Annotated in this window: 20 protein-coding genes; 5 read left to right on the plus strand and 15 right to left on the minus strand. The window is 64.8% G+C overall.

Annotated elements, in window-relative coordinates:
- Positions 1-197: 197 nt before the first annotated feature.
- The 9 genes from ABIB35_RS04395 to ABIB35_RS04435 all read right to left on the minus strand — a co-directional run bounded on the left by ABIB35_RS04395 (position 198) and on the right by ABIB35_RS04435 (position 7,662).
- Positions 198-377 (minus strand): hypothetical protein, encoded by a 180-nt coding sequence (locus ABIB35_RS04395; protein ID WP_354179260.1) that lies wholly within the window; start codon positions 375-377, stop codon positions 198-200.
- A 94-nt stretch (positions 378-471) separates the two neighbouring features.
- Positions 472-1,392: a cytochrome b/b6 domain-containing protein gene (locus ABIB35_RS04400; protein WP_354179261.1), complete on the minus strand. Its 921-nt coding sequence runs from the start codon at positions 1,390-1,392 to the stop codon at positions 472-474.
- A gap of 560 nt (positions 1,393-1,952) precedes the next feature.
- Positions 1,953-2,948 carry an electron transfer flavoprotein subunit alpha/FixB family protein gene (locus ABIB35_RS04405; protein WP_354179262.1) on the minus strand — a complete coding sequence of 332 codons (996 nt, stop codon included), beginning with the start codon at positions 2,946-2,948 and terminating at the stop codon, positions 1,953-1,955.
- Complete coding sequence (locus ABIB35_RS04410) at positions 2,945-3,733, minus strand: electron transfer flavoprotein subunit beta/FixA family protein (protein ID WP_354179263.1); 789 nt, start codon at positions 3,731-3,733, stop codon at positions 2,945-2,947. Before ABIB35_RS04410 ends, ABIB35_RS04405 begins: the two co-directional genes overlap by 4 nt.
- A gap of 119 nt (positions 3,734-3,852) precedes the next feature.
- Positions 3,853-5,421: a CotH kinase family protein gene (locus ABIB35_RS04415; protein WP_354179265.1), complete on the minus strand. Its 1,569-nt coding sequence runs from the start codon at positions 5,419-5,421 to the stop codon at positions 3,853-3,855.
- A 43-nt stretch (positions 5,422-5,464) separates the two neighbouring features.
- Positions 5,465-6,271, minus strand: a complete 807-nt coding sequence (locus tag ABIB35_RS04420; protein ID WP_354179266.1) for a polyphosphate polymerase domain-containing protein — start codon at positions 6,269-6,271, stop codon at positions 5,465-5,467.
- The gene (locus ABIB35_RS04425) at positions 6,268-6,942 is read right to left on the minus strand and encodes a DUF4956 domain-containing protein (protein ID WP_354179267.1); all 675 of its coding nucleotides are present in this window, start codon (positions 6,940-6,942) and stop codon (positions 6,268-6,270) included. The genes ABIB35_RS04420 and ABIB35_RS04425 overlap by 4 nt, the downstream gene beginning before the upstream one ends.
- Before the next feature lie 106 nt (positions 6,943-7,048).
- Entirely contained in the window at positions 7,049-7,255 is a 207-nt protein-coding gene (locus tag ABIB35_RS04430) for a cupin domain-containing protein (protein WP_354179268.1), read from the minus strand.
- A complete protein-coding gene (locus ABIB35_RS04435) occupies positions 7,249-7,662 on the minus strand; it encodes a helix-turn-helix domain-containing protein (protein ID WP_354179270.1) in 414 nt (137 codons plus the stop codon). The genes ABIB35_RS04430 and ABIB35_RS04435 overlap by 7 nt, the downstream gene beginning before the upstream one ends.
- A 119-nt stretch (positions 7,663-7,781) precedes the next feature.
- On the opposite strand from ABIB35_RS04435, the gene ABIB35_RS04440 reads away from it, so the two are divergent.
- Positions 7,782-8,471 (plus strand): class I SAM-dependent methyltransferase, encoded by a 690-nt coding sequence (locus ABIB35_RS04440; protein WP_354179271.1) that lies wholly within the window; start codon positions 7,782-7,784, stop codon positions 8,469-8,471.
- A 21-nt stretch (positions 8,472-8,492) separates the two neighbouring features.
- On the opposite strand, the gene ABIB35_RS04445 is transcribed toward ABIB35_RS04440, so the two are convergent.
- From ABIB35_RS04445 to ABIB35_RS04460, 4 genes are all read right to left on the minus strand, one after another.
- Complete coding sequence (locus ABIB35_RS04445; RefSeq protein ID WP_354179272.1) at positions 8,493-9,197, minus strand: potassium channel family protein; 705 nt, start codon at positions 9,195-9,197, stop codon at positions 8,493-8,495.
- Entirely contained in the window at positions 9,190-9,681 is a 492-nt protein-coding gene (locus ABIB35_RS04450; RefSeq protein ID WP_354179273.1) for a potassium transporter TrkG, read from the minus strand. The genes ABIB35_RS04445 and ABIB35_RS04450 overlap by 8 nt, the downstream gene beginning before the upstream one ends.
- Entirely contained in the window at positions 9,642-10,547 is a 906-nt protein-coding gene (locus tag ABIB35_RS04455) for a potassium transporter TrkG (RefSeq protein ID WP_354179274.1), read from the minus strand. Before ABIB35_RS04455 ends, ABIB35_RS04450 begins: the two co-directional genes overlap by 40 nt.
- A gap of 115 nt (positions 10,548-10,662) precedes the next feature.
- A complete protein-coding gene (locus tag ABIB35_RS04460) occupies positions 10,663-12,255 on the minus strand; it encodes an ABC-F family ATP-binding cassette domain-containing protein (RefSeq protein ID WP_354179275.1) in 1,593 nt (530 codons plus the stop codon).
- Between the two features lie 178 nt (positions 12,256-12,433).
- On the opposite strand from ABIB35_RS04460, the gene ABIB35_RS04465 reads away from it, so the two are divergent.
- Positions 12,434-13,255, plus strand: coding sequence for an SMP-30/gluconolactonase/LRE family protein (locus ABIB35_RS04465; RefSeq protein WP_354179276.1), 822 nt, complete (start codon positions 12,434-12,436; stop codon positions 13,253-13,255).
- A gap of 8 nt (positions 13,256-13,263) precedes the next feature.
- Here ABIB35_RS04465 and ABIB35_RS04470 read toward each other — a convergent pair whose 3' ends face one another.
- Complete coding sequence (locus ABIB35_RS04470; RefSeq protein WP_354179277.1) at positions 13,264-13,764, minus strand: carbohydrate ABC transporter permease; 501 nt, start codon at positions 13,762-13,764, stop codon at positions 13,264-13,266.
- A gap of 378 nt (positions 13,765-14,142) precedes the next feature.
- On the opposite strand from ABIB35_RS04470, the gene ABIB35_RS04475 reads away from it, so the two are divergent.
- From ABIB35_RS04475 to ABIB35_RS04485, 3 genes are all read left to right on the plus strand, one after another.
- Positions 14,143-14,715, plus strand: a complete 573-nt coding sequence (locus ABIB35_RS04475; RefSeq protein WP_354179279.1) for a TetR/AcrR family transcriptional regulator — start codon at positions 14,143-14,145, stop codon at positions 14,713-14,715.
- A gap of 68 nt (positions 14,716-14,783) precedes the next feature.
- A complete protein-coding gene (locus ABIB35_RS04480; protein ID WP_354179280.1) occupies positions 14,784-15,416 on the plus strand; it encodes a DUF3887 domain-containing protein in 633 nt (210 codons plus the stop codon).
- 223 nt (positions 15,417-15,639) lie between these two features.
- Positions 15,640-16,116, plus strand: a complete 477-nt coding sequence (locus ABIB35_RS04485; protein ID WP_354179281.1) for a hypothetical protein — start codon at positions 15,640-15,642, stop codon at positions 16,114-16,116.
- Between the two features lie 95 nt (positions 16,117-16,211).
- Here ABIB35_RS04485 and ABIB35_RS04490 read toward each other — a convergent pair whose 3' ends face one another.
- Complete coding sequence (locus ABIB35_RS04490) at positions 16,212-16,664, minus strand: hypothetical protein (protein WP_354179282.1); 453 nt, start codon at positions 16,662-16,664, stop codon at positions 16,212-16,214.
- Between the last annotated feature and the right edge of the window lie 105 nt (positions 16,665-16,769).

Below are 16,769 nucleotides of genomic sequence, written 5' to 3' on the forward strand. Positions count from 1 at the left end.
GACTCCACCGGGCCCGCGCAACCATGCGCATCCCTGGCCGCAGGCCGCCGCCAATTTCAGGCTGAGCGGGCAGGGGCCCATACGGGCGGAGTCGTCCAAAACCTATGGACATCTCTTATCATCTCATTTTCTTGCGTCATTACCGCATTGGCCTCATCACACCCCGGGTTCCGTGCGGCGCAGGGCACCTGCGGCGGTTACTGCATCTGCCCCGACGGGGGTTCCTGGGCGGTATACCGCTGGACAGCACGCATGCCCTGCTCCAGTGCCCGCAGGTCTTCCAGCGGCAGCCGGGTAAGGACGTCGGAGCCCAGCTCCGGCCGCGCTGCCATAAGGCGCCGAACGAGCGCCAGCCCCAGCGGCGGGTCAGTGAACATCAGCAGGCCTAAAACCGGCCCCTGCGCAGGGAAGGGCAGAAAAAGACCTCCGGCCGGGGGCACCGAGGCCCACGGCCGGAGGTCTTTCCCCGCGCTAGCGGCCCACCTTGCCGAACCGCGACGCGATGGGGGCCAGGACAAGCGGTCGGGCCGCAAACCATCCCCCAACAATCACCAGCAGCGAGACAAAAAAGACCCAGAAACCAAACCAGTTCACTGCGTCCTGCCCGCCGTACATATGGTTCAGGTTGCGCAGCGCTCCCGTTGAGAACACCAGTGCGACGTGCACGATGATAAACGCGACAAAGTAGAGCATCACGGGAAAGTGAAGGGCCCGGGCCAGCTCAATCGGATACGCGGTGCTGAGCCGTTTGGCCTTCGACGGCCAGAAATCCGACATCCGGTATCCGGTGACGGCAGCAAGCGGGGCCGCAATGAAAAGGGTGACGAAATAGGCCAGTACCTGCAGGCTGTTGTAGTTCACCCAGCCGTTCTCCGTGGGCCAGTCCAGCGAAACATACTGCAGCGCAGCGGAGATCGCGTTGGGGAAGACATCCCAGCTTGTCGGGACCACCCGCATCCACTGTCCGGTCGCGGCCAGCAGAACAGCGAACACTACGCCGTTGACCAGCCACAGGATATCCAGTGACTGATGCAGCCAGAGGGTGATGCTGATCTTCTTCGGGTTCCTGCCCCACCGCGGGGTCCACGACGCCGGCGGGCGGCGCTGCGTGCGGACCTGCCAGCCCGACCGGATGATCAGGACCATGAGGAAGACGTTGAAAAAGTGCTGCCACCCCAGCCACGCAGGCAGCCCCGTGGGCGCGCCCTCGGGAAGTTCGCTTTCGCCCGGGTACCGGACGAGGAAATCCTGAACGGGTTCCTGCGCAACAAGCCATCGGGCCAGCAGTACGACGGCGGCCAGCGCCAGCAGCAGCGCGGCAGCCGCTAGCCCGGCGCGCAGCAGCTGACGGGAACCGGACGACGGCGGTGTCTGCTTCGGGGGCTGGCTCACCGCAGGCCTCGCCGGTCCTGCGGTGCCCGGCACAGCGGTTGGGCCAACAGGCCTGACCGGAGCTGCCGCGGCGGCGCCTGCGGCCCCGGGTGCATCTACGGGAACATCGGCAGGCGGGGCTGCGGCAGGCGGAGCTGGGGATGAGGGAGCTGCGGGTGAAGGCGCTGCGGGTGAAGGCGCTGCGGAGGAGGCAGCCGAGGAAGGAGCCGGTCGGGGCAATCCCTGGCGTCGCCCCGGTGCGGCCGGTGCAGCTGGTGCGGGCTGGTTGCTTGAACCGGACGGAGCAGGAGACGCCGGATCCGCTGCCGGCGGATTCGCAGCCGTATCGGTGGGCACCACAGTGGCGTCCGCCGTTCCGGCCTCACTTTTTGGGGTGCGCGGAAGCCCCTGGCGCCTGCCTTTCGCTGCCGGTGCCGCTGGCGCCGGTGGTACGGCTTTGCCCTCCGTTGAAGCTGCCGCGGGAGCCGGCGGGGCAGGAACCTGTTCCCCCGGGGTCTGTTCGCCCGGGGTCTGTTCGCCCGCCGGCCGGTCGCCGCCGGGAACCCGGGGAAGGCCCTGCCTCACCGAGTAACTGCCCGTTGCGCTTCGATGGCCTCAACCAGCTGGGGCACAACCGTGAACAAGTCACCCACCACGCCAAAGTCCGCAATTTCAAAGATGGGCGCGTCTGCGTCCTTGTTGATGGCAATGATGGTCTTGGCGGTCTGCATGCCGGCGCGGTGCTGGATGGCCCCGGAGATGCCCAGTGCGATATACAGCTGGGGCGCAACGGTCACACCCGTCTGGCCCACCTGCTGCGCCTGCGGAACGTAGCCTGCGTCGACCGCTGCGCGCGATGCTCCGATTGCTCCGCCGAGTGCATCGGCAAGGGTCTCCACCAAAGCAAAGTTCTCCACCGAGCCCAGCCCGCGGCCGCCGGAAACAACCACTTCGGCGCCGCGCAGTTCCGGTCGCGCCGAAACAACGGTTGTCTCCTCGTAGCTGGAGATAACGGCATCGGGGACCGCGGATGCCGGAACGGGGAGCAGCTCGACGTCGGCGTTCCGCGCTTCTGCCCGGACACTGGATGAGCCCTGGCGCAGCGTCACCACAAGTGTCCCGGTTGTCACGGCTGAGTCCACGGAGTAGGCGCCACCGTAAACGGAATGGTGGGCAACGACGCCCTCTTCGTCGCGGGAAACCCCAACAACGTCGGCGGCCAGCGCTGAACCGGAGCGGGCCGCAAAACGCGCAGCGGCATCCCGGCCCGTTATTGAGTTCGAGACCAGCACGGCCTCGGGCCTCACCATGGCTGCGGCGGCGCTGAGCGCGTCAACTAGCGGTGAGATGACTGCCCGACCCAGATCCGGCGATTCTGCGGCCAGCACGTGCCCTGCGCCCAGGGCGGCAAGCTCCGCACCGAGACGGTCCGCGTTGCCCGGCGCTGCCACGGCCAGGGCAACAGGAGTGCCCAGCACCGATGCGGCACCGATAACCTCTGCCGCGCTTGAGCGGAGCTGGCCCGACGGCGAGACATCAACAAGTACAAGAACGGAGTCCGTAGGGTAGCTGGTCATTCTGCGCGTCCTTTGATGAGCTGGTTTTTGGTCAGGAAGTCAGCGATCTGCCGGCCGGCGTCGCCGCCATCCTCAATCCGGATGCCGGCGGTGCGCGGCGGGCGCTTTGCAGCGGAAATGATGATGGACCGGCTCGCGGCCTCGTCCACGCTGATGCCTAGGTCAGCCAGGGTGAGGGTGTCGAACGGCTTCTTTTTGGCGGCCATGATGCCCTTGAAGTTCGAGAACCGCGCGTCGGGCAGGGCTTCGGTAATTGAGATGACGGCCGGTAGGGCAGCGCTCACCTCGAAGCGGCCCGATTCAAGGTTCCTGCGCCCGGCGACGGAGGATTCCGTGGCCTTAACGGTGCTCAGGGACGTTGCACCCGCGACCCCCAGCAGTTCTGCAAGCATGGACGGGAGAGCTCCTCCTCCCCCGTCTGTGGAAAGGTTGCCCGCGATCACCAGATCAAACCCGATGTGCCGGACCGCTGCAGCCAGCACTTCGGCGGTCAGCGTCATATCGGCGCCCAGCAGGGCGTCGTCGTGCACATGTACGGCACGGTCAGCGCCCATCGCCAAACCCTTGCGCAGGCTTACCGGCACCGTTGCCGGACCGGCTGCGAGCAGAACCACTTCGGTGTCCGGATGGCTGTCGCGGTGCGTGAGCGCAACTTCGAGGGCACGCTCATTAATCTCATCCAGCACCAGGTCACCGGCCGCCCGGTCAAGGAGGCCGGTCTCCACATTCAGGGTGCGCTCCCCCCAGGTATCCGGAACCTCTTTCATCAGAACGATGATTCTCATCTTTTCCCTCTCGCATCGTCGTCAACGACTCCTCGTTGAGGGTCTCCGCGACCCCAATCGCCGTCAGGCAGACGTCGCCGCGATCCTATCCCAGACCGGCCGCATTTTTGTGATCAGGATCATATGCCGGCCTGGGCCGACTCGGTGAAGAAGGTTGCGATGCTGTCCGCTTCGGCCTGCACAGTCTCCGCCGGCACCAGATCCGTGGCCTGGGTAGTCAGCAGGCTGGTCCATTTGTCGAGGATGCCCTGTGCTTCACCGGAATCGTAGAGCTCAGCCCGCAGGCTTGCCAGCGTGTCCTCATATAGGGCCTTAAACTCGGTGTCGGCCATAAAACGGCTGGACAGGGCGTTGTCCTTGCTCATCCCGGTTCCGCCGGCACCGTCAGGGCGGGCCATACCGTCAGGAAGCTGCATTCCTTCCGGTGGCTGCATTCCTTCCGGCCGTTGTGCCCCGTTGGGAGCCTGCATCCCGTCCGGGATCTGCGTTCCGTCCGGCAGCTCGCCGCCGTCCGGCAGCTCGCCGCCGTCCGGCAGCTCGCCGCCGTCCGGCATCTGCCCGCCGCCCGGCATGCCTCCCCCGCCCATAGATGCAAAGGTCAGATTCAGGTCCCAGGTGACAACCGTCATAAGACCCGTTGTGGAGTCATAGCGCAGGTAGGAGTTATTTCCCGGACCGTCGATGTCATCCATGTTTCCCATGAGGTCCTGGGCTGCCAGATAGGTGGCGAACGCGTCGACGTCCAGGTAGTCGCCAAGCTTGGCGTTAAAGTCTTCGTCAGACGAGTTGTTGATGAAGTCGAGGAACTTCATGACGGGCGCCAGATCATCCTCACCAGTCTTCTGCTCGAAGACATCCTCATAGTCGTCGGCGTTGTCTCCGCGGTAGCTGTAATCGCCCTCGCTTTCGGCCTTGTAGATGCTGCCATCGTCGCCGAAGGTGTCCTCGTTCCACAGTTCATCGTCCGGACTCTCAATAATGAGCCGTAGCTGCGCGGCACTGTCATTGACACTGAACCGGGCCGCGGAGGCCTCCAATGTTGCCAGCTTCGCCGCGCCTGTCAGTTCCAGGGCAAGGGCCTCGTTCAGCGAGGATTCGCTGTTGTTGCCGCGGACCACCAGATCCGTCCGCCCCTGATACTCCTGCCCGTCCACGAACTTGTCCGTCCGGATCAGCCAGGGCAGCGATTCAGGGGAATCAGAGGTGCCGTTGCCATCGCCGGTCGCCTGACCATCGTCGGCGCCGTCCGCGGGCGCCGTGGCGTCAGTTGCGTCCGCCGGGGCGGCTGCGCCCTCGCCGTCCGCCGGGGCGGCAGCAGGCGCTCCGTTCGGACCGCCGCCGCCGGAGTGGCCCCTCAGGCTGGAGTTGCCCTTGAGCCGGAGCCCTACATCTTCCAGCGTGGTGCCGTCGATGGTTACCGAGGCGGAGATCCAGTCCTTGTCTCCCGAGTCCGAGTAGCTTGCAAGCATGGCCTGGTAGTCGTCGTCGCTGAAGTGGACGCTGACATCGTGGACCAGGCCGTCATCAAAGAACTGCACCGCTTCCGATGATGATGCGGCCGCACCGTCAGTGGCCGGCGTCGAGCAGGCGGCCAGTCCCAGCGCAACGGCAAGGGCCGTGGCCGTCAACGCTGTGCGCGGCCATCGGGAACGGGCGGAGGTGGAAATCGTTGGGAGAGGTGAAGTCACGGTGTTGCTCCTTGGAGGGGGAAAGGGGATGTCCGGAGGGTGGCTAGGCAGCAGCAGCTGCCGGACGCAGCGTGAAATCGCGCATCAGGGTGCGGTGCCACCGGTTGGCGGGAAGCCCGGGGCGCAGGGCTGCCAGCCCCGTGGCAAATTTAGAAATGCGGGACGGCCGGACGCCGTGCTCCCAGAGGTGGCGGTCAAGGGCACCGGCGGTGGAACCGGATTTGGTTTCCACAACGACCTTCCGGTCCAGCGTCCAACCGGAGTTTCCCGGCAGGGAGAAGGTGACATCGGAGTCGATCGTGGCCCGGCTCCCCGACCCGGGAAGGTACAGGGTGGTGCGGGCATATCCGGTTTCCAGCACCGGATCCAAGGCGTCAAGATCGGGCAGGGAACCCACGGCGGCAAGGGTCTGCGCTATGTAGTCCCTGCCGTCAGCCGTGATCCGGGTGCGGTCTTCCAACCCGTAGGGAATGCGTTCCTTGACCGTGGCGGCGCGGGCACCCTCAGTTTTGACCTCGAGGAAACTCAGGGCGCTGTCCACATAGGTGCGGGTGCGGATCTTGTAGCGGCGCCGCCGGCCGTGCGCTGCCAGCAGATAGCTGTCCAGGCCCGGGGTGTCGAAGTACACGGAGTCGTAGGTGAAGGAGCGCTGCCCCTCCATGTCCAGGACCAGCGCCTGGACGGGCAGCGTTGCCAGGATCCGCTCGGCAAGAGCGGCGTCCACCAGGTACTTGCGGTCCACCCGGGTCTGCAGCGCCGCGGCACTGTTGAGTTCCTCCAGGCCGACGGCGGGCAGGGCATCGGCGAAGGTTAGGCGGAAATGCGGACCGGATGCAGGCGCCCCGCTCATGAGATCCGGGCGGGGAAGGCGGGATCCGAGCCCTGCCCGGCAGTGTCGTCGTCGTAATTGTCGTGGGGCAACGGGGACGCCGCGGCGGCCGGTGTGGAGGGAAGGGCACGGGGCGTGCCGGAAGTATCGGAGGGGACGGAGAACTTCACGTTGACGAAAGTCCGGTCGTTGACCAGGTCCAGTTCGGTCACGGTTGCGGCGTGGATTTTTCCGCCCAGCACCTCGGCGAGACGGGCATGCAGCTCATCTTCGGCGGATATGGCGCGGTCCAGGATGACGGTCTGGTGCCGGTAGGCCGGGAGAACCCGGGGATGGTCACCTACAAACATGACAACCAGGATCAGCGCAATCAGGGACGGGGCCAGCCATAGGGGGGTGCTGCCAATACCGGAAATCAGGCCCAGGGCCAGCGCGGAAAAGTAATACGCCACCTCATGCTGTTCCAGTTCAGTGGAACGTAGCCGGATGATGGAGAGCACCCCAAACAGCCCCAGCCCCAGACCGGCGCTCGCCGTCGATCCGCTGAGCGAAGCGGCCACTGCAAACACGCCAATGTTGATACCCAAATAGGAGACGGCCAAATCCCGGCGGCGTTGCCGGCGGAGGAACAGGCCGAAGGTCAGCAAAAAAATAGCGGCTAAATCAGCCGCAGCCATGGTCAGGATATTCATTAATAGCTCTTTCAAAAGATCAACTGGGTGCGGAACCATCCTTTCCCAGAGACCTATGACAGAGCTGTGGAGGCCCTGCGCCCAAGATATGCGGACACCCAAGGCGTCATGGCGTGTTGGTGCGCCGCACCGCAGGAAGTTCGCGGACATGCGCCCGCTGGCCCTGCCTGCCGATGAGGCTGAGGAATTCCACGGGTCCTGCGCTGGTGGCGCCAAACCAGTGCGGGGTGCGGGTGTCGAAGTCTGCCACTTCGCCCGGATGCAGCAGTAGATCGTGCTCACCGAGCACCAGGCGCAGCGTCCCGTTCAGCACATAGGCCCAGCCCAGTCATGGCCTTCGTGGGTCCGCAGCTCCGGCTCCTGCCCGTCCCTGCCTGCGGGAAGGATAAATTTGTAGGCCTGGATTCTGCCCGGCCGGCGGGTCAGCGGCAGGATGGTGGAACCGTCCCCGTAGGTGATGGACCGCAGATTGACGCGGGGATCGCCGGTGGGCGGAGCATCAACAAGCTCGTCCAGGCTCAGCCCGTACACCCGGGCCAGGGGCAGGAGCTGCTCCAGCGTGGGCCGGCGCAGCCCCGATTCAAGCCTGGAAAGGGTGCTGGCGGAGATGCCTGTCTCCTCCGACAGCTCGTTGAGCGTGACGCTGCGGCGTAGGCGCAGGCGCAGGCGCTTCAGGCGCGGGCCCACAGCGTTCAGAGTTTGGTCTACGGAATCAGCCATGGAGACATTTTGCCATTTGGCATCATGGCTTGCGGCGCCGGCACGTTGTTCGGGACGATCAGAGCCGCAGTGTTTACCGGCGCGCCGCGTCGAGTGGACCGAAAGGAGCTGGACCAGCCATGAAGCACGAGTTCGACAAGGACTACTGGGAACACCATTGGAAAGAGGGCCGTGAAGCCCAGCCCAAAACGCCGGGACAGCCGGTGCAGCCGGGAATGGAGGGGAAACCGGGGCCGGGCGGACAGGTCGGGCCGGAGCAGCCCAATCCGTACCTGTCCCGTGAAACGGCCGGGCTCACCCCGGGCACGGCGCTGGACGCCGGCTGCGGAACCGGAGCGGAGGCGCTCTGGCTGGCCGCTCACGGCTGGCAGGTTACCGGGGCCGATATCTCGCAGACTGCCCTTGATCAGGCTGCCGCGCGCGCTGCAGCACAGGAGCTGGACGGGCAGGTCACCTGGGTGGAGGCGGACCTGGTTTCCTGGCAACCGGGGCATCAGTTCGACCTGGTCACCACCCACTACGCGCACCCGGCCATCCCGCAGCTGGCGTTCTACCGGCGCGTGGCGCAGTGGGTTGCTCCCGGCGGCACACTGCTGGTTGTCGGGCACCGGCACGACGGCGGCTCCGCCGGACACGGCGAACATCCGCCGGCGGAGGCAACGGTCACCGTCGCAGATGTCGCATCCGTCCTGGATCCTGCAAGGTGGCGGATCGACACCGCGGAGGAACAGATGCGCACCGTGCTGGGACCGGACGGAACCGCCCACGCACTGAACGACGTCGTCGTGCGGGCAACCCGGATCAGCTGACCGGGCGCTCGTGGACGTAACCTATCCGCGGGCACTGAGCTGGCCAAAGGCACCGGTCTTCTCCGGTGTCCCGGCCACGAGAATCCGGTCTGCGCTGGAAAGTACTGTGCCGGTTCCGGTGAATTCCCAGGCCCTGCCGGCCTTCCGCTTACCGATGACGGAGATCCCGTAGCGGACCTGGATCTCCAAAGGGTCCAGCGGCACTCCAACGAGGGCGGCGGGCGGCACCGTTTCCGCCACGGCATAGTTGTCCCCCACCCGGGTGAACTTTGGCTGCCCGCCACGTACCAGATGCGCCACGCGCGTTCCCATGTCCTGTTCCGGATACACCACATGATGCACGCCGATCTGGTCCAGGATCAGTCCGTGCTGGCTGCTCACGGCAGCGGCCCACACCTGGGTTACGCCAAAGCCGATGAGCTGTGAGGCCACCAGGATGCTGGCCGCAATGTCTTCGGTGATTCCCACCACCGCGCGGTCAAACTCCGGGACTGAGAGCTGCTTCAGCACCTCGGCGTCGGTGGCATCTGCTGACACCACGTAGGTAAGCTCTCCGTCCAAACGCTGGACCACGGCCCCGTTCTGGTCCACGCCCAGGACTTCAACGTCCTCGGCCATGAGTTCCAGGGCCACGGCTTCGCCGAACCGTCCCAGGCCCAGCACAGCGACGGCGCCGGCCTGGGCAAAGTGTGCCGGTACCCGGGGAAGAAAGCTGAATCTAGCCAATGATGGGCCTTTCCGCTGGGAGTTCGTAAAGCAGGGGCCGTTCACGCAGTGCAAGCGCCGAAGCAAACAGGATGGGGCCCAGCCGGCCCACGAACATCAGGACGATCAGGATCAGCTGGCCCGCCACTGTCATCTTCGCCGTGATCCCGGTGGACAGGCCCGCCGTGGCGAACGCTGAGATGGATTCAAACAGAAGCGGCTCAAGGGAAAAGTCCGTCAGGATCATGAGGATGCCTGTGGCGGCCCCTACGAAGATTGCCGAAAGCACCACTACAGCAATCGCTTGGCGATATACCTCAGGTGCCACGGTCTTCCCGAGGATACTCACATGGACCCGTCCACGGATCTCCGCGGCGATGACGGCAAAAATCACTGCCGCCGTGGTGATCTTGACACCACCGGCGGTTCCGGCCGGCCCACCACCGATGAACATCAGTCCGTCCATCACCACCAGCGTGGCACCGTCCAGGTCTCCGATGTGCACGCTGTTAAAGCCGGAGGTACGGGTCTGGACGGAAGAAAAAATCCGGCCAGGAGCTTGGCAGGCCAGGCCATCGGGCCAAGGGTGCGCGGATTGGACCATTCAAGGGCAGTGATCAGAGCCGTCCCGACCAGCAGAAGGATGCCGGTTCCGGCCAGTACCAGCCGCGTGTTGAGGGACCAGAGCCGCGGAACCCGCAGGGTCCGGCGCAGCTGCACCAGCACGGGAAACCCCAAACCGCCCAGGATGACGGCAGCGGAGATGGGCAGGCAGATGGCGGGGTCCGCGGCGAACTGCACCAGGTTGTCGGAAAACAGGGCAAAGCCGGCGTTGTTAAAGGCGGACACGGCATGGAAGACCCCCAGCCACAGCGCTTCCCCGGGGTCCCGGCCGTAGCTGAGCCAGAACCTGGAAGCCAGCAGCGCCGCCACCACCGCTTCAATCAGCAGGGAAATCTTGACGATGCCCAGGATTACCGCCGGAAGATGTTCCAAGGTCGGTTTGTTCGCCTCCAGGGCGGCGGTAACTTTGCTTCGCAGCGACAGCCGGTGGATCACTGCCATCGACACTGCGGACGCGAAACTCATGACCCCGAAACCGCCAAGCTGGATGAGGGCCAGCATGACCACCTGCCCAAAACGCGTCCAGTACACCGGAGTGTCCACCACAGCCAGGCCCGTCACGCACAGTGAGGAGGTTGCTGTGAAGAAGGCCGTCATGAACGGGGCGCCACCGGGGTCATGGCTGGACGCCGGCAGGGCAAGCAATCCTGTTCCGGCAGCGTTGGCCACCACGAACCCCAAGACCACGGTGCGGGCCGGTCGAAGGGGCTTCCTGCGGTGCGGCAGCAGGTGTGCGCGGTTTGCCACGTCCTGACGGTACGCCGCTCCGCTTCCGCACTGCCAGATGCGGGCCTGTTCCCGGCCCCCGCAACAGACAAACAGGCTAAGGAGCCAGCCGCGGGGATCCGGGGCCGGTCGGAGGTTAGGCGACCCGCAGGTCGATTTCCCCGGGGGCGGCGCCCTCGGCGCCGAAGATCAGGTGCCGGTTGGCGATCTTGTCGGTGAAGAACCGGTCGTGGCTGACCACCACCACAGCTCCTGGGAAGTGCAGCAGCGCCCGTTCCATGACCTGGGTACTGGAGAGGTCAAGGTGGTTCGTGGGCTCATCCAGCAGCAGTACCGAGGCCCCGGACAGCAGGCACTGGGCCATCGCCACCCGGGCCTTCTGCCCGCCGGACAGGTTGCCGATCTTCTGCTTCAAATCCGCTTCGGAAAACTGGAACATGGTCAGGAACCGGTTCACGGACTTTTTGGTGGCGGTCAGGGCCAGGCTGTCCGGCATGGCGTTCACCGAATGGGTGACGGTGTCGTCGTCGTCGAGCTCCGCCAGCACCTGGTTGTAGGAGACCATCCTCGCCCCGTTCGCCCAGGCAACCTTGCCGGCGTCGGGCTTTTCCTCGCCCGTCAGCACGCGCAGCAGCGTGGTTTTACCGCTGCCGTTGGAGCCGAGGACCACCAGGCGGTCACCACGCCGGATTTCGAAGCTCAGATCCTGAAACAGGGTCCTGTCGCCGTAGGACTTGGCCACGGATTCCACCCGGCACAGGTTGTCCTTGACGTGCAGACCGCCGTAGATCTCGGTGATGATCTGATCCACCGGCCGCGGAGCACGGGCCTTTTTGATCTTCGCGAGCTTGCTGTCCAGCCCGCCACCGCCGGACTTGGCGGCTTCGCGCCGATCCGAAATACCTTCGGCTTCGAACGCCAACAGCTCGGACTCGTGCACAAACTGGGAGGCCAGCGCCTTGAGCCGGAACTGCTTTTGAATGACGTACTCGCCAAAGTTTCCGGGGTATTCGTGCAGGTGGAAGTTCTCCACCTCAATGATGCGGGTCACCACCGCGTCCAGGAACTTCCGGTCGTGGGAGACGACGACGGCGGCGCCGCGGAAGTCGCGGAACCATCCTTCCAGCCACTCGACGCCGGCAACGTCCAGGTAGTTGGTGGGCTCGTCCAGCAGCAGCACATCCGGTGCTTCGAGCAGAATCTTGGCCAGGGCGGCACGGTTGCGCCAGCCGCCGGAGAGGGCATCGATGGGGCAGGTGCGGTGCGCCTCGCTGAAACCAAGCGTGGTCAGGGCGGCGTCAATCCGGCGGGGGTAGTCCCAGCCGTCCAGCCGGTCCATGGTTTCGAACAGCTCGGCCTGCCGGCGGATCAGCCTATCCAGCGCCTTGGGCTCGGGGTCCGCCGCAATACTCTCGTCAATGGAAGCCAGCTCGGCTTCGGTGGCCTTGATCTCCACGAACAGGGCATCGAGCACCTCGGTGATGGTGGATTCCCCGTTGAGCTCGGAGAACTGAGAGAAATAGCCAATTTTCAGGCCCGGTTCCAGGCTGACCGTGCCGGAGTCCGGCTGGACCTGTTCCAGAATCAGCTTCAGCAGCGTGGACTTGCCGGACCCGTTCTTGCCGATCAGGCCTACCCGGTCCTTCGGTTCCAGGCGGAAGAAGGCCTCACGCAGGATCTGCGTCTTGTCGAAGCCAACGTTGACGTCCTGCAGCCGGATCAGGCTCATACGGGGGTGTCCTCTCGGGGGTGGAAGCTGGTAAGCCAGCCACTCATCTTATCCGCTGCAGGAGCGCCGCCGGTTTACGGCAAAGCCCGGCTCCCTCCCGCCCTGTTCCGGGCGCGGCCGCCGTCGCATACTGGAGACTTCACCACGGGTCCGCCTTCACTAAGGAAAGAGGTGCGTGATGTCCGACGCAAAAACCCTGGTATCAGAGCTGGGAATGGGCGAATCGGCCCGCTGGCACGGCCACGAGTTGTGGTTCGCCGATTGGCTGGCCGGAACCATCTCAGCCCTGGATGCTGCAGGGAACGTCCGCCGGGTCACTGCGGTGCCGTCCTCCCCCATCAGCTTCGATTGGCTGCCGGACGGACGTCTGGCGGTGGTCTCCGGCAGCGATGCCTCCGTCCTGCTGGAGGTCCCCCAAGCCGGTCTGGTTCCCCTGGCGGACCTGCGCGGGATTTCCGAATATCCGTGGAACGAGCTGGCCGTGCACCCGGCCGGCAACATCTACGTCAACGGCATCGGCTACGACTACGGTGGGCAGGCACAGGAGAGCGGAGTCATTGCCGTCATTCGCCCTGATGGCTCCGCCGCTTCAGTTGCCGATGGGCTGGCCTTCCCCAACGGCATGCTGGTCTCCGCGGACGGCCGCACGCTGGTGGTGGCGGAATCCAACGCCGGGCGCCTCACGTCCTTTGATATCCGGGCGGACGGCAGCCTGGGCCCGGGGACCCTGTGGGCGGACCTGGCTGGAGGCGCCCCGGACGGCATTTGCTGGGACGGTACCGGCGGGATCTGGTTCGCAGAGGTGCCCGGTGAACGCTGTGTCCGCGTTGAGCAGGGCGGAACGGTGCTGGACACGGTTCAGTTGGAACAGGGCTGCTTCTCCTGCGCGGCAGGGGGCGACGACGGCGGCCTCCTGTTCATGATGACGGCGCAGTGGCCCCAGGTCATGGACCCGGCCGCTGGCAACACTGGCAACATCATGGGGCTTCGCGTGAAGTAGCTGCTCCCCTACTTGACGGCTCCGGCAGTCAGGCCGGCCACGAAGCTGCGCTGCAGCAGGAGGAACCCCACCACCACCGGAATGCTGACCACCAGGGATGCTGCCATGATCTGGTTCCAGTAAACGTTGGTCTGGGTTGAATACAGCTGGAGCCCCACCGCAAGGGTCCGGTTCGCGTCAGTGGTCATGACCGAGGCAAACAGCACCTCCCCCCAGGCTGTCATAAAGGCATAGATGGCCACCGCAATCAGTCCGGGACGGGCGGCCGGAAGGACAACCCGCAGCAGGGCACCCATTGGCCCGCACCCGTCCACCTTCGCTGCCTCATCCAAGTCACGCGGAATGCCGTCAAAGTAGCCGGCCAGCATCCAAATGGCAAAGGGCAGGGAGAAGGTTAGGTACGTGATGACCAGCCCCAGCCGCGTACCCACCAGCTGGATGCCCAGGGCAGAGTTGATGTTTACGAAAATCAGGAACAGCGGCAGCAGGAACAGCACTCCGGGAAACATTTGAGTGGACAGCACCGTGGTGGAGAAGACCGTCCGGCCCCGGAAGCGGTACCGCGAAATGGCGTAGGCGGGAAATGGCGTAGGCGGGAAAGATCGCTATCACCAGGCTCAGGATGGTTGCTGCGCCGGAGACAATGAGGCTGTTCACGCGGGGTTCGGTGCATCCTTCCTGCGTAATATCGGAGAACTTTAGTCCTCCGGGCCGGAACCACAAGGTGTATCCGTTCCAGAACGCCGGCAACCGGTAAATCCGAGGGTCGGCACCCTGCAGGGCTGCCACTGCTACGCTGGTTGCTGATCGCTCAGTTAGCGCCCCGGCGCGGGCGACCGGGCCGGGGAGCGGAGATCGCTGAGACTGAGAAAACGGAGACCAAGGGCATGACTGACACCGCACAACGGCTGCTTTCATCCGCCACGGCTGCCTTTGCCGCCAAGGGATTTCACGGCACCACCACCCGAGATATTGCCACCGGCGCCGGAGTCACTCCCGGAGCTGTGTACGTGCACCACAAATCCAAGGAAGATCTGCTCTACTGCATTTCCAAGGTGGGTCATGAGAGGACCCTTGAGCTGGTCCGGGAAAGCGCCGCAGGCGACGGCGGCCCGTTAGGCCGGATGGCTACCCTGGTGCGGAACCTGGTGGAGTGGCAGGCGGCCAATTACACCAGCTCACATGTGGTGAACTTTGAACTTCCGGCCCTGAGCGAAGAGCACCGGTCTGATGTGCTCCGCTTGCGCGGCCAGGTGGAAGACGAATTCCGCCGCATCGTTGACGATGGCCTGCAGCAGGGGGTCTTCGACGTTCCGGATGCCAGCATGGCGGTGGTCACCCTCCTTTCCCTGTGCATCGACGTCGCCCGGTGGTACCGGCCCGGCGGGCGGCTAAGCGCCGCGGACATCGGCGAGCATCACAGCCTCATGGCGCTGCGGCTGCTAGGCGCGGCCGGCTGACTCCTCCGGTCCCTGCTCCTGTAAATGTTTCCTTGACGCCTTCGGGCTGTAAAGGGAGACTTGGAGGCATGGCTGAGGACCAAAGTGCTGCCTCCCTGATCAGCGCCCTGCTTGTCCGTACCCAGGCACTGGCAGCCGGGCTGAACGACGGCAAAGATCACGAGTCGACCCTGCTCAAGGTTCGCACTGCAGCTGCTTTGCGAAGTGGTGCTGAAGCGCTGCTGTCCGCGCTTGTCGAGGATGCCCGGCACCGGGGAGCCACCTGGCAGGAAGTGGGGACCACGCTGGGGATTTCACGGCAGGCCGCGTACCAGCGGTTTGGCCACGCCGTCGATCCCCGGACCGGCAGCCCGCTGGCGACGAGCGCTTTTGAGGTCGAGTGTGCACGGGCGACGCGTGTTTTTGACTTGCTGCGCGCGGGCAGGGGCGGCGACATTTACTCGGACTTCAACGAGGCGATGCAGCAGGCTCTGACCCACGAACAACTGGGCGATGTGTGGGCGAACATCCTGGCTACGGTGGGCTCGTTCGGGTACAGCGGACATCCAGCAGCTCGGAGGATTGGAGAGCTGACCGTCGTGGACGTGCCTCTGCACTTTGAAGCGGGAACCATGATTGGCAGGGTGTCCTTCGCCGGGGACAGCAAGATTGCAGGTTTATACATTCTCAACGCGGACATCGGGGACGAAAGTAAACCTTGACAGGACATCACCACCGTGAAACTTTGAACTGACCAATCAACCGGGGACGGTGGCCATGATGGGTCCGCGCACTCAGACCACCACACCAAGAACCGCTGATTTTCGGTTCCGACGGCCGGTAGCCGTCCCTGTGTCTGCAGTTATTGTCTCAAGTCTCGTTTTGGCAGCGGGGTACTCCTTCAGGCTTCCGTCCGACGTCGCCATTCAATGGTCCCAAGGCGCAGTGGCAACTGTTGCCCCGCTGTGGATCGCCGTACTATCCACCCTTGGGCCCGCAGCGGCCACCCTCGCCTGTCTGGCTCTTGCTCGGATGAGCAGCACCTCCAAGGATCGCGGTCGGCGGTCCACAGTGGGGGTAATCGTAGCCCTTACCCTGATTCTCAGCTTTTCGCTGCCCCTCATGCTGGCCCCTTCTCTGGGGATCGCCGATCCCTGGCTAGCCCCGGACCCCGGTGTGCCGGGCTTAGCTGTGGCCGCAGTTGCCGCGGTGATCTTGGGGACCGTGGCCGGAATGGTCAGCGGTGATATGAAGCTCCCGTCCCTGTGGCGAGCTCCAAGCTGGGTAGCCCTTGTTCTTGGTGCAGCGGGAGCGGCTTTGCTGCTGCTCGGTGCCGCAGGCCTTATCCCGTGGCCCGCCGCGCTCTGCGGCGGAGTAGCTGCAGGCGTTTTCTTTTTCGCGGGGAGCCGCCCCATCCGCTAAGGCGGCACGCGGATGCCTGCGCTCCAAGACGTTCCACACGGTCTGGAAAAGCGCTCCGGGGGTCAGCTACCAATTGGCGACGCCCCGTGTCCCGATCACTCCCTTGTCCCTACCGCTGTGATACGGTCCCCCAGGTTTTTCAGCCCGCTCCGAATCATGGCACCGTAACCGTCGTGGGTTAGGTGGGAGCTGTGAACCTGGCCAGCATGCCGGTGCTTTTGCGCCAGGCCAATCCGGCCCCGGCGCAGGTAGCCGTCACCCAGGTTCAGGTGCAGCGAGGGAAGCAGCCCCTGCACCGAAGGAATACCGACCGGCGCCAGGTCGGTCTCACAAAGAAAACCGTGCTCCGTCAGGGCTCTTTCATCCCAGGTGATTTCGTCATCGATGCCGTCCTGGACATCCGCCAGGTAATGCGCCAGCACACATCGCTGGGCATGGTCTACGTCCGCTGTGTTCTCCCAGCAAGCCGACAGCAGGCGTTTACCTTCCGCCTTATCCCCGCCGAGTGCGGCGGCAACCGATGCCAGCACGTCACTCCAATCAGCCACGCGTCCCCCTCGTTGAGCGCAGCGGCAGCACCCCTGCCACTTTGTGCCATCCTATGCAGCGGCCTACCGTAGGTGGAAGTTTTTTATGGGTGTCGGTGCAACGCG

Source organism: Arthrobacter sp. UYP6 (genome assembly GCF_040547315.1).
Taxonomy (GTDB): Bacteria; Actinomycetota; Actinomycetes; order Actinomycetales; family Micrococcaceae; genus Arthrobacter_B.

Coding starts and splice junctions, on each gene's coding strand:
- ABIB35_RS04395 (WP_354179260.1), bottom strand. CDS start 377: ATGTTCACTGACCCGCCGCTGGGGCTGGCGCTCGTTCGGCGCCTTATG.
- ABIB35_RS04405 (WP_354179262.1), bottom strand. CDS start 2,948: ATGACCAGCTACCCTACGGACTCCGTTCTTGTACTTGTTGATGTCTCG.
- ABIB35_RS04410 (WP_354179263.1), bottom strand. CDS start 3,733: ATGAGAATCATCGTTCTGATGAAAGAGGTTCCGGATACCTGGGGGGAG.
- ABIB35_RS04420 (WP_354179266.1), bottom strand. CDS start 6,271: ATGAGCGGGGCGCCTGCATCCGGTCCGCATTTCCGCCTAACCTTCGCC.
- ABIB35_RS04425 (WP_354179267.1), bottom strand. CDS start 6,942: ATGAATATCCTGACCATGGCTGCGGCTGATTTAGCCGCTATTTTTTTG.
- ABIB35_RS04435 (WP_354179270.1), bottom strand. CDS start 7,662: ATGGCTGATTCCGTAGACCAAACTCTGAACGCTGTGGGCCCGCGCCTG.
- ABIB35_RS04440 (WP_354179271.1), top strand. CDS start 7,782: ATGAAGCACGAGTTCGACAAGGACTACTGGGAACACCATTGGAAAGAG.
- ABIB35_RS04460 (WP_354179275.1), bottom strand. CDS start 12,255: ATGAGCCTGATCCGGCTGCAGGACGTCAACGTTGGCTTCGACAAGACG.
- ABIB35_RS04465 (WP_354179276.1), top strand. CDS start 12,434: ATGTCCGACGCAAAAACCCTGGTATCAGAGCTGGGAATGGGCGAATCG.
- ABIB35_RS04470 (WP_354179277.1), bottom strand. CDS start 13,764: ATGTTTCCCGGAGTGCTGTTCCTGCTGCCGCTGTTCCTGATTTTCGTA.
- ABIB35_RS04475 (WP_354179279.1), top strand. CDS start 14,143: ATGACTGACACCGCACAACGGCTGCTTTCATCCGCCACGGCTGCCTTT.
- ABIB35_RS04480 (WP_354179280.1), top strand. CDS start 14,784: ATGGCTGAGGACCAAAGTGCTGCCTCCCTGATCAGCGCCCTGCTTGTC.